Here is a 13,467-nt window from a genome sequence, read left to right as displayed (position 1 = left end):
CCAACGGCAGTGTCAGGCGTCGGCGCTACCTGCCGCCGGCCCGATCACGCGCAGCGGTGAGCGGTATCAAGGCCAGCGCCCCTGCCAGTGCGATCGCTCCGCTGCCGATCAGGAAGCGCCAGTCGCCCAGCCACGCAGCCAGGATCGGGGTGCCTGCCCTGGCCAGTGCCATGGGCACGGTGATGGCCGCCAGCACGGTCGCGAAGTGAGTCACCCCGAAACTGGTGGCCACCAGAAGCGGCCGGGCGATCACACCGATGCCCTGTCCGAGTCCGACGGCGGCCACGCACAAAAAGGTCAGGGGCACTGAGAGCCCGACGAAGGGCAGCGCGACCAATCCGACTCCTTGTACCGCGAACGCGACCGCGGTCGCAGACGTCAGGTGCCAACGCCGCCCCACCGTCGTGATGACGAGCCGCGACAAGATCTGCAGCACCCCCACTGCGATGGGCATCGACGTGGCGACGACCGGCGAATGGCCGACGTCCATCAGGTAGGCCACCACCAGCAACAAGAACGCCGCCACGGATCCGGCCTGACCGACGAATGCGACGAGGAAAAGCCAGAACTGCTTCTGCCGCAACGCCACCCGGATGGACACTCCACTGTGGTCGCGGAGCCGGTCGCGGTGAGCGGCGAGGGCGGGGATGGCGATCGCGTGGGCGGGAACGCATGTCACGGCATTGGCCACACCGAGCATCGCCACCGTGGTGCGCCAACCGAGATGACTGTTCATCCAGCCCAGAACCGGATACACCAGATAGGTGGCCAGCCCCGCGATCATGGTGACGGTCAGGATGGCACGGTCCCGGTGCCCCGGTTCCGCGACCACGACGATCACCGCGAACGCCGCTTCGTATGTCGACAGTGTGATCGACACACCGATGAGCACGAACGCCACGTACAGCACCAACAACGAATGTGCCTGCGACCACAGCACGACCGCGGCCGCTCCCACCGCAACGCCGGCGGTCATCGACATCCGGCCACCGCGCCGGTCCATCAGCCGCCCCACGGGGAAGGCCGCGACAGCGCCCGTCAGGGTCGAGACGGTGGAGGTGGCGGCCGCCGCCGTGCGCGAAACGCCCAGATCGATCGCCATGGGGACCAGGACAACCGGCAGCACCTGGATCATCGCGATGTAACCGGCGGTGGTCGTGAACACGAACACCGCGGTCAGTAGTCGCCAGTCCCGTTGTCTACATTCAGTTGTCGCGCTCGGGTCGGTCATCCGCGCAGCAGGGGCAGCAACCGACTGCCCTGACGCTCGATCTCGCGCAGGTACGGTGTGTCGGACAGTACGAAGTGGGTGATGCCCAACTTCTGATACTTGCGCAGCGTGCTCGCGACATCCTCGGCCGACCCGACGATCCAGGTGGTGGCCGCACCGCCTGCCCCGTATTTGCCTGGTGTTGTGTACAGGTTGTCGTCGAGAACCTCGCCGCGCTCGGCGAGATCGAGCAATCGCTGCTGGCCGACCGCGGTGCGCCGGTGCGGATTGTAGGACGGATTCGCCTGCGCCGCCTCGCCTTCGACACCGGCATACCGCGCCGCCATCTGCGCGACCTTCTCCTCCGCTTCGGCCCAGGCCTGGTCGGTCGTGTCGCGCACGAATGTCGTTACCCGCAATCCGAATTCGAGTGGTGGGTGTTCACGTCCGATCACCTGGCTCAGCGTCCGGAGTCTGTCGATGCGCTCGGCTACGCCGTCGAGGGGCTCGCCCCAGAACAGCTGGACATCCGCTTCGGCCGCGGCAACCCGCTCGGCGGCTTCGGAGGCTCCGCCGAAGTACAGCAATGGATGTCGACGCTTTCCACGAACCTGGATGCGCGGCACCACGGTTGAGCCTTGCACGGAGAAATGGGCACCGCGGTACGTGACATTCTCCTGCGTCCAGAGCGCACGTACCACTTGCATGAACTCGCGCGTGCGTTCGTAACGGTCGGCCTGCTCGCTCTCGGCATCACCGTATGCACCGAGATTGTCCTTGCCCGACACGATGTTCACCCGCACCCGCCCTCGGGTCAGATGGTCCAGTGTCGCTGCGGCCGAGGCGAAGTTCGCAGGCCGCCAGTACCCCGGGCGCACCGCGATGAGCGGCTCGAACGTGGTGGTCCGCGCTGCCAGCGCCGCCGCCACACTGAACGTGTCCGGGCGACCCCATCCGGTGCCGATGAGTGCCCCGGTCCATCCCGACTTCTCCAGCGCCAGAGCTTGGTCGGTCAAGGTGTCGAGGCTGTTATGGTCCGCCGTGACGTCGTCGCCGCGGTGGCCAGGTTGAACCTCATTGGGGATGTACCAGAGGAATTCGGAACTCATCGATTCTCTTGCGGTGTCAGATGTTCGAGTTGCGCGGCCCGCACGGCCGCGCTCTGGCCCTGGACGAGGAGGAACAGCGCCGACCTCGCGTGTAACTGGGCTGTGTCGTCCAAGCGCATACCCCGCCCGGACCGTGCCACCACCAGTGCGCGGGTCAGTGTGGCCAGTGCATCGCCGATGGCGACCTTGGCCGCGAGCCGTTCGTCCACCCGATGTCTGCCGTCATCGCGGGCGAGCACCTCGTCGGCCAGCGCATAAGACTGCCGGCGGATCGCGTCGATGCGAGGCCGCCAGCCGGCCGAGACCGCCCGGGCCTGGGCATCGGGTTCTGTGTCCAACTCGTCGAGCACCGCGTACGCCAACCCGGAATGGTGCGATTGCGCATCGCTTGACATGCCGAGATCCCGCCGGCGCCAGTGCGCCACGGATTCCGTCGAGATCACGTCCCGGTCCGGGACGCGGACGTCGTTGAGGGTGACGCGTTGCGTCCTGCTGCCGACTACGGCGCTCAGGTCGAGTTCAGCAGCCACCGTGTCCCCCGATACCGGAATCAGTGCGGTAACCACGGTTTCGGTCAACGGTTCAACCCCTGCGACCGCAAGAGCCTGGTTCAGGCCCCAACCGGTCACCCAAGAGATGGTGCCGGAGAACACCCATTCATTTGTGCGCCGCTGGGCTGCCACGTAGTGGTCGGGATATCGGCGGACATCACTGAGTCCCGCCCCCACGAGCAGCCTGCCGTGGACGACGTCGCGAGCCCGGTCGGACAACGTCGTGCCGTCCGCGTGCTGCTTGGCCAGTAGCTCCACCAGCGGCGCGTGTTGGACCCACAGCAACCAGGTGTTCAGGCACGCCCCGGCAAGGATCTCTCGGATACGCCGATCCGATGCGACATCCACTGCCGCACCTCCGAATTCCTCCGGGGCAAGGTGATTGAGCAAACCCAGCTCCGCCAGTTCAGCGACTCGCTGCGGCGCGATGCCATGGCGGTCGGTCTGCAACGCGGACGGCCGCAACACTTCGTCGGCGTAGCGTTGCACCACACCGACCAGAGGGTGCAGGCCGACATCCGACGCCGTGGCGGCCGATACCGGCTCGGCCACTCGCGTCATTCCCATGTGAGCGAACACTACTGCGGACCAACATCATTGGTCACGCCTTGAAGTCACCGTGAACGGAACGTCTTGCGATCACAGTGAGACAAATAGCTGACGGGATCGGCCGGGCGGCTATTGACTGGAGGCCACCATCACTGCGCTGCGACGCTGCCGGCCGTGTGTCGCCGACGGCGCTATCGCCGGCCGCTCGGCCACACCTCTGTGAAAGGTTCTACAGGCTTGCACCACAACAGAATCCTTCGGGTTTCCACACTGGTTGTCACGGCAGCGGTCGCTGCGACCGTCGCGGCATGCGGTGGCGGCGGCCAGTCTTCCGACGCCGGTGGTTCCCCCGTCCCGGGCGGCACCCTCACCTTCTACGATCCGGTCGAATACCAGGCATGGGCGCCGACGAACTCGCTGTGGTCCAACAGCCAGGTCGCCGACAACGTCGCCGAACGCCTCATCTGGCAGGATCCGCAGTCCGGCGACTACAAGCCCTGGCTGGCACAGTCCTGGCAGATCAGCGACGACCATCTGGCCTATACCTTCAAGCTCAAGCCGGGAATCACCTTCAGCGATGGCACACCACTGGACGCCGACGTGGTGAAGCTGAACTTCGACCAGCACGGTCGCGGCGACAGCAAGCTCGGGATCCCCGCGGACCCGTTCTGGACCGACTACGCCGGCACCGACGCTGTCGACGCCAACACCGTCGTGGTGCGGCTGTCCAAGCCCAATGCCGGTTTTCTCCAGATCCTCTCGAACTACCGCGCGAGCTCCATCTTGGGCAAGTCTCTGGTCGAGCGGGATCTCAACGGCCAAGGCGATCTGCGCAACTGGGTGGGTACCGGACCGTTCGTCGTCGAGTCGGTGACCGGCACCAACGGTGTGACTCTCAAGCGTCGCGACGACTACAACTGGCCCCCCGATGGTTCCACCCACAGCGGCAAGGCATACCTCGACCGGGTGATCTTCAAGACGGTGCCCGAGACCGGAACACGTATCGGCGCACTGCAATCCGGCGAGGCACAGATCGCCCGCAACATCGCCCCTTACGACGAACAGACCGTGACCGATGGCGGTGGCAAGCTGGTGGCCATCCCCGTCAAGGGCGAGACCAACGATCTGACCGTCCAGTTGAAGAACCCCGCCTCGCCCGTGCAGGATCCGCGGGTGCGCCTGGCATTGCAGGCCGCCACCGACCGGGCCGCCATCAACAAGGCGGTGCTGTCGCCGAACTATCCGATTCCCTCGAGTGCACTCGTCGCGGGTACGCCACTGCGCGGTGACGCGACCAAGTATCTGGGCTACGACCTCGACAAGGCAAACAAGCTGCTCGACGAGGCCGGCTGGGTGTCAGGGCCGGACGGCACCCGGGTCAAGGATGGCAAGCGTCTGAGCTTCCACCTGCGGGTCGCTCCGTATTACCAAGTGTCGCAGTCGGTTCTGGAGGTCATCCAGTCACAGTGGCGCAAGGTCGGCGTGGAGGTGAAGATCACCAACCCGTCGCTGACCGAATATGAATCGCAGGAAGCCACCGCGCCGGACTGGGACTTCGACCAGGGCCAGACCTCCACCGACGAGCCGAGCGTGCTGCGCACCGCCTACGGGACCGACCGCCAGCACGTCACCAACAACTACGTGCCCGATGTGACGCTGGACGGGCTCCTCGCCGCACAGTCCGCCGAGTTCGACCCCGGCAAGCGCAAAGTCGCGATCCAGGCGATCGAAGATCGCATCTTCGGTCAGGGCTACTCCATTCCGCTCTATGACGAAACACAGGTGTTCGGCCTCGCCCCCTCCGTCCACGGCTTCACGACCGAGTCGACCGGACGGGCCTGGCTGTATGACACCTGGTTGGCCAAATAGGAGGTGACACCACGTGCGTCGCTACGCCCTCAACCGGCTCGGCCAGGCCGTCCTGGTCCTCTGGGCCGCATACACCCTGTCTTTCATCCTGCTCAGTGCGCTGCCCGGCGACGCCGTGCGCAACCGAATCGCCAACCCTGACGCGCAGATCACGCCGGAAGCAGCGCAGGTTCTGCTCAACTACTACGGGCTGAACCGGCCGTTGTGGGAGCAGTACCTCGGAGCGCTCACCCACCTGTTGCGCGGCGACCTCGGCTTCTCCCTCACCAACGGCCAGACCGTGACAGCCCTGCTGTCGGTGGCTTTGCCGAACACGCTGCGGCTGGCAGGCCTGGCCTTGTTCATAGCTGTCGCACTGGCAGCCGTGATCGCGGTGCTCAGCAATTACGCGCCCCGCGCCTGGGCCCGCTCGCTGACCGCGACGCTGCCTGCGCTGTTCGCCTCGGTGCCCACCTTCGTGGTCGGAATACTTGCGCTGCAGTTCTTCTCGTTCGGCCTTCATCTCATCCCAGCGTCGGACGACGGATCGTTCGCGGCACTGATCGGGCCCGCGGTGACACTAGGGATCCTCATCACCGCTCCGTTGGCGCAGGTGTTCATCACCTCGATCGGCAAGACCCGAACGCAGGCCTTCGTGCACGTGCTGTCCGCCCGCGGCGCCGATGAGCGCTACATCTTCACCAAAGGCGTCCTGCGGAATTCGTCGCTACCGGTACTCACGTTGCTGGGACTGGCGTGCGGGGAGCTCGTGGCCGGGGCGGTGGTGACCGAAGCGGTCTTCGCGCGCTCCGGGGTGGGCCAACTGACCGTCGCCGCGGTCAGTACGCAGGATCTGCCGGTACTGCAGGGCGTCGTGCTGGTGGCCACGTTGACCTACGTAATGGTCAATCTGGCAGTCGATCTCGCCTATCCTTTCCTCGACCCGCGCATCCTCGCCTCCCGCAACGGTGCACGCGACACCCGCGTGGCCCGCCGCGAGCCGACCGCGGCGCGCCTACGACGACCGGCCCACGCCGAGGCGGTGGTCCAGTGACGCTCTCCGTACAAAAGCCGACAAACGACGAAAAAATCAGCACGACAACCGATACCAGCAGCACGGCGCCGCCACCCGCAGGTACCCGCCAGACCTCGCTGCGGCGTCGGCTGAGCGGACGATGGGGCCTGCTTCCCGCGCTCGCCGTGTTCACGCTCGCCGTGCTGTGGGCCGTCGTCCCCAGTGCATTCACCCACTACGACCCGATCGCAGTGGACAACACGATCCGATTGCTGCCGCCGTCTGCCCAGCATTGGTTCGGTACCGACCTACTGGGCCGGGATCTCTACGCGCGTATCGTCTACGGCGCCAGAGCCTCGCTGCTGGGCGCCAGCACGGCGGTTGCGATCGCAGCCGTTCTCGGCTCGGCGCTGGGTGCGACTGCCGGCTGGTTCGGCGGCCGTATCGACGCTGCGTTGATGCGGCTGATCGACGTGGTCCTGTCCATCCCCGGCTTTCTGTTCGCCATCACCATCGTCGTGCTCTACACCGCACAGACAGGCAGTACCGGACTGCTGCCGGCAGCCATCGCGGTGGGACTCACGTCGTCGGCAACCTTCGCCCGGTTGATCCGGTCGGAAGTTCTGCGTGTCCGGGAGAGCAACTATGTGGAAGCCGCGATCACCAGCGGTGCCACCACCTGGGCGATCCTGGTCCGCCACGTCATCCCCAATTCTCTGGCGCCCACCGTGGCGCTGATCGCCGTACAACTCGGCATCGCCATCATCTGGATCGCCTCGCTGAGCTTCCTCGGGCTGGGCGCTCAACCGCCCCAACCAGAATGGGGGCTGCTGGTGGCCGACGGCCGCAAGTACATCGCCACCCGAGGCTGGCTGACCCTGTTCCCCGCGCTGACCATCGTGGCAGTTGTGTTGTCCATCAACCATATTTCACGACATCTGACCGAGAGGGGCGCATCATGAGCGAACGGCCGGTGCTGTCGGTGCAAGGCCTGTCCGTCGGATATTCGACCGGGCATCGGATCGATCCGGTGCTGCACGACGTCAGCTTCGACCTCGGCGCCGGCGAAGTCCTTGCCCTGGTGGGTGAATCGGGTTCGGGCAAGACGACCACCGGACAGGCCATCCTTGGCTTGCTGCCGCACAACGGTCACGTGCTCGCCGGGTCCATCACCTTCGAGGGACGCGACCTGACGGCGCTGAGCCCCAAGCAGTGGCGCGGCATCAGAGGCAGGGCGATCGGTCTGATCCCCCAGGACCCGACCGTCTCGCTCGACCCGGTGCGACGCGTCGGCGACCAGGTCGCCGATGTCCTGCGGTTGCACACCGACCTGACTGCCGAGGCACGCCGCGATCGCGTACTGGAGCTGTTCGACCTCGTGGGCTTCACCGATGTCGAGCGGCGATACCGCCAGTACCCGCACGAACTGTCGGGCGGCATGCGGCAGCGGGTCCTGGTGGCCGCCGCCGTGGCGGGTGATCCGGGCGTCATCATCGCCGACGAGCCGACCTCCGGGCTCGACGCCACCGTGCAAAAGCAAGTGCTCGACCTCATCGACGGACTGCGCACCAAGCTGTCCACCAGCATCGTGCTGATCACCCACAACCTCGGCGTCGCAGCCGACCGATCGCATCTGCTCGGCGTCATGCAGCAGGGGCGCCTCGTCGAATTCGGACCCACCGCTGAGGTTCTCGCCAATCCGCGGCACTCCTACACTCAACGGCTGCTCAACACCGTGCCTCAACGCTTGACGCTGCGGGACCGAGCCGCAGCAGCGCCGCCCGCCGACGACGTCATCGAGGTCGCCGGTCTGCGCAAGGTCTACAGCGCGGTGCCCGCCGTGGACGGCATCTCCTTCCGCGTGGCCCGCGGGCAGACCTTCTCCATCGTCGGTGAATCGGGCAGCGGAAAATCCACCACGGCTCGCATCCTCACCGGCCTCACCACGGCCACCGATGGGCAGGCATCTCTCCTCGGAACCGATGTCACGACCTTGAGCCGCAAAGACTTCCGTCCGCTGCGCCGCGACGTGCAGATCGTCTACCAGAACCCCTACTCGTCGTTCGATCCCCGGTTCGACGTCTTCGACGTGGTTGAGGAACCGCTGCGTTCTTTTCAGCGCCGTAGCCGAGGACACCGGAAAGACAACGCCGACCGGGTTGCGACGGCGCTCGAATCAGCCTCCCTGCCGGCAGACTTCGCACGTAAGCATCCTCGAGAACTGTCCGGAGGTCAGCGGCAACGGGTCGCCATCGCCCGCGCGCTGGTCGTGGAGCCGCAGATCGTGGTGCTCGACGAACCGATCTCGGCCCTCGATGTCTCGGTGGCCTCACAGATCCTCGAACTGCTGCAACGTCTCCAAGAGGAGCGCAACCTGACCTACTTGTTCATCTCCCACGACCTGGCGGTCGTCCGTGCGATCTCCGACCATGTCGCCGTCATGCAACAGGGGCGCATCGTCGAACAAGGTTCTCCCGACGACGTATTCACCGCACCGAAAGAGGAATACACCCGCAGATTGCTCAGCGCTGTCGCCGGGCGCGACCTTGCATCATCGCGGGACGCCGCATGACCGACACGCAGCCACGGACATTGGATGAGGCGCTGCCGCGGATACGCGCCGTGCTGCAGGCGGCCGCCAAAGGATCCGCGGAACGGGATCTGACGCACGAACACCCCTACGAGCTCGTCCAGCAGCTTGCGGACGCCGGATTCGGGCGGTTGCGGATCACGCAGGAATACGGCGGCTTCGACGTCGATCTGCCGACACTGTTCGCGTTGCTCGCAGAGGCCGGCCAGGCCGATTCCAATCTGCCGCAGATCTGGCGCGGGCACTTCACCACCACCGAGATCCTGCGCCGGGAAACGGATGCCGAGGTTCGACGGCACTGGTCCAAAGCCATCGCAGCAGGCATCGTGTTCGGCAACGCACAGTCCGAACCAGCGGCCCTTGTCCGCGGCGCCGATGATCCTTCCGGCTGGGGCGCCCTGACCACGCATATCCGCCGCGACTCCGATGGCCGCCGCGTGGTCTCGGGCACCAAGTTCTACTCGACCGGAGCACGCTTCGCCGACTACATCCGCACCGCCGCGCTCGACGAGGATGGCAACCGGGTCTTCGCCGTACTGTCGGCGAACCACACCGGCGTCGCCCACATAGACGACTGGGACGGTGTCGGGCAGCGCCAAACAGGCAGCGGTACCACCATCTTCGAGGAGGTCCCGGTGGAGCCACACGGCGATATCGGGCGTGACGTCAGCGCGCTGCGCGGGCTGGATTCCTTCGTCCAGATCGTGCATCTGGCCAACCTGGCCGGCATCGCACGCAGCATCGTCGCAGAGACCGTGGACATCGTGCGTGCCCGCACCCGCACCGGTCAGCACGCCCTGACCCAGGACGCCGCCTCCGATCCGGAGGTCCTTGCCGTGGTCGGAACGCTGTACGCCCGCCGACTCACCGCCGAGACGTTACTGCGCCACGCCGCCGAAAACCTCGAGCTCGCCCACCACAGCGGTCGCGAAACCGACTATGCCGAGGCCTATGTCGAGACTTCGGCAGCGCAACTCGGGGTCATCGATGCGGTGCTGGACGCCGCGACCATCGCTTTCAATGCCGGCGGATCCTCGACAGTGCGCACCCGTGTGCACCTGGATCGGCATTGGCGCAATGCCCGCACCCTGGCGTCGCACAACCCGATCATCTACAAACCCCGCGTGATCGGCGACTACCTGGTCAACGACAGCAGACCGGTCTCCGGCTATTACCGGGACAGGCCGAAGGCCCGCTCCGACGAAGAGTCCGCCCTATGACCGCAGGCCTGCATCTCAACGTCAACATCCTCAACGCCGGTGTGTTCGGCGGTTCCTGGCGGTTTCCCGGAACCGACGCGCTGGGTAGCTATACCATCGAGCACTACACCTCGATCGCAGCGAAAGCCGAAGCGGCCAAACTGGATGCGGTGTTTCTCGCCGACACTCCAGCGCTCGAGCCGACCATCCGCCATCGCCCCGGCAACAACCTCGAGCCGTCCACGGTGCTGGCCCGTATCGCCGCCAGCACCGAGCAGATCGGCCTGATCGGCACGCTGTCCTCGTCGTACAACGACCCCGGCGAACTCGCCCGCCGGCTCGGCGATCTCGACCATCTGTCCGGTGGCCGATTCGGATGGAACGTGGTGACCACGGCAGGGCCGGCCGCTGCAGCCAACTTCGGCCGCGCCGGCGAACCGGACCACGCCCTGCGCTACCGCAGAGCCGAGGCCTTCGTCAGCCAGGTGGTGGCATCCTGGGATGCCCGTACACGGTTGGTCTCACCGCAGGGCAGGCCGGTCGTCGTGCAAGCCGGTGGGTCCAGCGACGGCAAGCGACTGGCGGCGAGAGTGGGCGAGGTCATCTTCTCAGCCGAGCAGGACATCACCGTGGCGCGCGCCTTTCGTACCGAATTACGCGATACGGCACAGCAGTTCGGCCGCAATCCAGAAGAGGTCGTGGTACTGCCCGGCCTGTCGACGGTGCTGGGCAGCACAGAACGCGAAGCTCGGCAGCGCCGGGAGTTGCTCGACACCCTGCTTCCCGACGCCTATGCCAAGGCCCGGCTCGGGGGCCAACTCGGTTTCCCGTTGGACGGTCTGGCCGACGACGAGCCGATCCCCGCCGAACTTCTCCGCGATCCCGATGAGGCCGGTGGCTCGCAGACTTTCTATCGCGTCGTGCGCGGCATCATCGACCGAGAGCAGCCGACGCTGCGCCAACTGTTGACCACGCTCTCCGGCGGCGGAGGCCACCGCATCGTGGTGGGCACGCCCGAACAGGTCGCCGACGACATCGAACGTTGGTATCGACACGGCGCAGCAGACGGTTTCAACGTCATGCCCGACGTACTGCCCTCGGGCTTCGACGATTTCGTCGATCACCTCGTACCGGAGCTGCAACGCCGCGGATTGTTTCGCACCGAGTACACAGGCGGCACGTTACGCGGGCATCTGGGGTTGCGTGTGCCCGCGGTACCGCGAGACTCGCTGGCCGGCACCGGATGAATCAGTGATTCAACCTTCCAAGGAGAAACCGAGATTGAGTGTCTTCATCGAACTCGCCGTGGGTGACGGCCACGGGCAGACGTCACCGGCCGACGCGGCGCGCATCGCCGATGCTGCACAGCACGCGGGTATCACAGGACTGCGGCTTCTGGACCACGGCACCACCGAACCCACGATCGATCCCTCGGTGGTGGCGGCTCACCTTGCCGGCAGGTACCCGGCGCTGCACTACCTGATCGACGCCCCCACCACAGGCAACGCCCCATACAATCTCGCCCGTCGCGTCCTCTCGGTCGATCGCGCCACCGCCGGACGCGTGGGCCTGGTGCTGCGGCCCGGCGGCGGCGACGAGGTGAGCGACGCCACGACGCCCCAGCCAGTCTCGTCCGATCCCGCGCAGCGGTGGAGCGAATACGCGACAATCCTGGCCGCCCTGTGGGAATCATTCCCCCGCTCGGCACTGAGTGGAGACCAGCAGCGCGCCATCGTGATCGACGACTCACAGATTCGGGCCGTCGATCACACCGGCCCGTTCTATCGCGTCGCCGGTCCACTGGACGGACCGGCGTCGGTGCAGGGACGACCGGTACTGGTGGCCACCGATCTCGATCTGCTGGGGTCTGCGCGCGTCGCCGCCGCCGCTGATGCGGTGATCCTCGGCACGCACGAATTCGGCTCCTCTGCAGATACTTTGCGCACAGCCCTGGCAGCAGCGGGACGGCACCGCAGCGACATCGCGATCTTGGCTCGGAGCAGCGGCGCCGGCGATGTCCATGCACCGCCCGGTGCCGACGGCGTTGTCCTCGCCTTCGCGCATGGAGCCGACCAGATCATCAGGGCGATAACCGGCCGGGCAGAGAACATCTCGGTTCCGGTCGGTACGACGCTGCGCGCCGAACTGGGACTGCGGTGGCAGGGAGCGGCATGACCCTGACCGACACTGCTTGCACCAGAACGGATGCGGCCGCCCCGATAACCGTGGACGATATCCGGACGAGCATCAACCCGATCCTGCAGCGGCTGGCCGCCACTGCGACCGACCGCGAAAGAACCCGTGACTACGCCTTCGACGACGTGCGAGAGCTGGCCGAGTGCGGGATCGCGCTGACCGGGATCGCGGTGAGCGACGGCGGCGCCGGAGGGTCCGTGCGCGATGTGGCCGACCTGGTCATCGCCATCGCCCGCGCGGATTCCAATGTGGCGCAGGCACTGCGCACCACGTTTCTGGTCGCCGAGCAGATCGCTCGCCACGAGGACCTGCCGCTGCGCGAGGTCAACCTGGACCGGCTGCGTCGGTACGCACTGTTCGCAGGCACCAGCAACGAACGCAGCGGCGGCGCCAGCGGTAGCGTCGCCACGACCGCCCGCCGCGTCGCTGACGGCTATATCGTCAGCGGCCGCAAGTACTACTCCACGGGCGGCCTGTATGCGTCGTACTTCTCCGCGCAGGCCATCGACGAGAATGGCCGCACCATCCGGTTCACTGTGCCCACCGACCGGACCGGTGTGCAGCACCTCGACGATTTCGACGCCGTCGGGCAGCGCCTGACCCAGAGCGGTACGACCGCACTGCACGACGTCCAGGTCTTCGATGACGAGGCGGTGGTGGCCGGCGAGCACGTGCCGGACAATCCGTGGACCGGATCGTTCGCCCAGTTGTATCTGGCTGCAGTGCAAGCAGGTATCGCCGCACGCGCACTCGACGACGCCGTGTGGTTCGTCCGGGAGAAAGCCCGCCCCATCAAACACAGCACGGCCGACAAGAGCAGTGACGATCCCTACGTCCGCCAAACCGTCGGCCAGCTCGCCGCGCACGCCCAAGCCGCTAAAGCTGTTGTCCTGCTGGCTGCCGAGGAACTGCACGCGTTGCGCGGGCTCAACGGGGCCGCGGCCCGCACCGCGGGCGCTCAGGCATCGGTGACCGTCGCCCAGGCCGGTGTTGTGACCATCGAATCCGCGCTCAGCGCCGCGCAATTGCTCTTCGATGTGGGCGGCGGGTCCATCACCGACCGCCACCTTGGATTCGACCGGCACTGGCGCAACGCCCGCACGGCGGCCAATCACAATCCGCGGCAATGGAAAGCAGCTGTGGCCGGTGCCTATCACCTGACCGGCGAAGACCCACCGACCACCGGCCTGTTCTGAGAAG

General features: G+C 66.4%; 11 protein-coding genes. 8 read left to right on the top strand and 3 right to left on the bottom strand.

Translation table 11 applies throughout. From position 1 onward, the window contains the following. Positions 1 to 25 precede the first annotated feature (25 nt). From BST13_RS03265 to BST13_RS03255, 3 genes are read right to left on the bottom strand one after another with little or no spacing between them, the layout of a single operon-like run. On the bottom strand, positions 26 to 1,231 hold the full coding sequence (locus BST13_RS03265) for an MFS transporter (RefSeq protein ID WP_083160557.1): 1,206 nt from the start codon (positions 1,229 to 1,231) through the stop codon (positions 26 to 28). Further along, positions 1,228 to 2,319 carry an LLM class flavin-dependent oxidoreductase gene (locus BST13_RS03260; RefSeq protein WP_083160555.1) on the bottom strand — a complete coding sequence of 364 codons (1,092 nt, stop codon included), beginning with the start codon at positions 2,317 to 2,319 and terminating at the stop codon, positions 1,228 to 1,230. Before BST13_RS03260 ends, BST13_RS03265 begins: the two co-directional genes overlap by 4 nt. Then, positions 2,316 to 3,437, bottom strand: a complete 1,122-nt coding sequence (locus BST13_RS03255) for an acyl-CoA dehydrogenase family protein (RefSeq protein ID WP_083160553.1) — start codon at positions 3,435 to 3,437, stop codon at positions 2,316 to 2,318. The genes BST13_RS03260 and BST13_RS03255 overlap by 4 nt, the downstream gene beginning before the upstream one ends. A gap of 219 nt (positions 3,438 to 3,656) precedes the next feature. Between BST13_RS03255 and BST13_RS03250 the strand changes: the two genes are divergently transcribed. The 8 genes from BST13_RS03250 (at position 3,657) to BST13_RS03215 (ending at position 13,463) form a co-directional block, all read left to right on the top strand. Continuing rightward, on the top strand, positions 3,657 to 5,288 hold the full coding sequence (locus BST13_RS03250; RefSeq protein WP_083160552.1) for an ABC transporter substrate-binding protein: 1,632 nt from the start codon (positions 3,657 to 3,659) through the stop codon (positions 5,286 to 5,288). Positions 5,289 to 5,301: 13 nt separating this feature from the next. Next, positions 5,302 to 6,321: an ABC transporter permease gene (locus BST13_RS03245; protein ID WP_083160550.1), complete on the top strand. Its 1,020-nt coding sequence runs from the start codon at positions 5,302 to 5,304 to the stop codon at positions 6,319 to 6,321. A gap of 98 nt (positions 6,322 to 6,419) precedes the next feature. Then, positions 6,420 to 7,244, top strand: coding sequence for an ABC transporter permease (locus BST13_RS03240; protein WP_245839317.1), 825 nt, complete (start codon positions 6,420 to 6,422; stop codon positions 7,242 to 7,244). Continuing rightward, a complete protein-coding gene (locus BST13_RS03235; protein WP_083160548.1) occupies positions 7,241 to 8,854 on the top strand; it encodes a dipeptide ABC transporter ATP-binding protein in 1,614 nt (537 codons plus the stop codon). The genes BST13_RS03240 and BST13_RS03235 overlap by 4 nt, the downstream gene beginning before the upstream one ends. Beyond that, positions 8,851 to 10,092, top strand: coding sequence for an acyl-CoA dehydrogenase family protein (locus BST13_RS03230; protein WP_083160546.1), 1,242 nt, complete (start codon positions 8,851 to 8,853; stop codon positions 10,090 to 10,092). The genes BST13_RS03235 and BST13_RS03230 overlap by 4 nt, the downstream gene beginning before the upstream one ends. Further along, the gene (locus BST13_RS03225) at positions 10,089 to 11,318 is read left to right on the top strand and encodes an LLM class flavin-dependent oxidoreductase (protein WP_083160544.1); all 1,230 of its coding nucleotides are present in this window, start codon (positions 10,089 to 10,091) and stop codon (positions 11,316 to 11,318) included. Before BST13_RS03230 ends, BST13_RS03225 begins: the two co-directional genes overlap by 4 nt. Positions 11,319 to 11,352: 34 nt before the next feature. Beyond that, a complete protein-coding gene (locus BST13_RS03220; RefSeq protein ID WP_158087104.1) occupies positions 11,353 to 12,246 on the top strand; it encodes an LLM class flavin-dependent oxidoreductase in 894 nt (297 codons plus the stop codon). Then, entirely contained in the window at positions 12,243 to 13,463 is a 1,221-nt protein-coding gene (locus BST13_RS03215) for an acyl-CoA dehydrogenase family protein (protein ID WP_083160540.1), read from the top strand. The genes BST13_RS03220 and BST13_RS03215 overlap by 4 nt, the downstream gene beginning before the upstream one ends. Positions 13,464 to 13,467: the final 4 nt, after the last annotated feature.

Source organism: Mycobacterium aquaticum (assembly GCF_002086485.1).
In the GTDB taxonomy this organism is placed as follows: domain Bacteria; phylum Actinomycetota; class Actinomycetes; order Mycobacteriales; family Mycobacteriaceae; genus Mycobacterium; species Mycobacterium aquaticum.
Note: the sequence above shows the minus strand (reverse complement) of the source record. Positions and strands in the feature narration are given on the sequence as shown.

Excerpts from the sequence above, each read along its gene's own strand:
- BST13_RS03265 (WP_083160557.1), bottom strand. The coding sequence starts at position 1,231 with ATGACCGACCCGAGCGCGACAACTGAATGTAGACAACGGGACTGGCGA.
- BST13_RS03260 (WP_083160555.1), bottom strand. The coding sequence starts at position 2,319 with ATGAGTTCCGAATTCCTCTGGTACATCCCCAATGAGGTTCAACCTGGC.
- BST13_RS03255 (WP_083160553.1), bottom strand. The coding sequence starts at position 3,437 with ATGGGAATGACGCGAGTGGCCGAGCCGGTATCGGCCGCCACGGCGTCG.
- BST13_RS03235 (WP_083160548.1), top strand. The coding sequence starts at position 7,241 with ATGAGCGAACGGCCGGTGCTGTCGGTGCAAGGCCTGTCCGTCGGATAT.
- BST13_RS03230 (WP_083160546.1), top strand. The coding sequence starts at position 8,851 with ATGACCGACACGCAGCCACGGACATTGGATGAGGCGCTGCCGCGGATA.
- BST13_RS03225 (WP_083160544.1), top strand. The coding sequence starts at position 10,089 with ATGACCGCAGGCCTGCATCTCAACGTCAACATCCTCAACGCCGGTGTG.
- BST13_RS03215 (WP_083160540.1), top strand. The coding sequence starts at position 12,243 with ATGACCCTGACCGACACTGCTTGCACCAGAACGGATGCGGCCGCCCCG.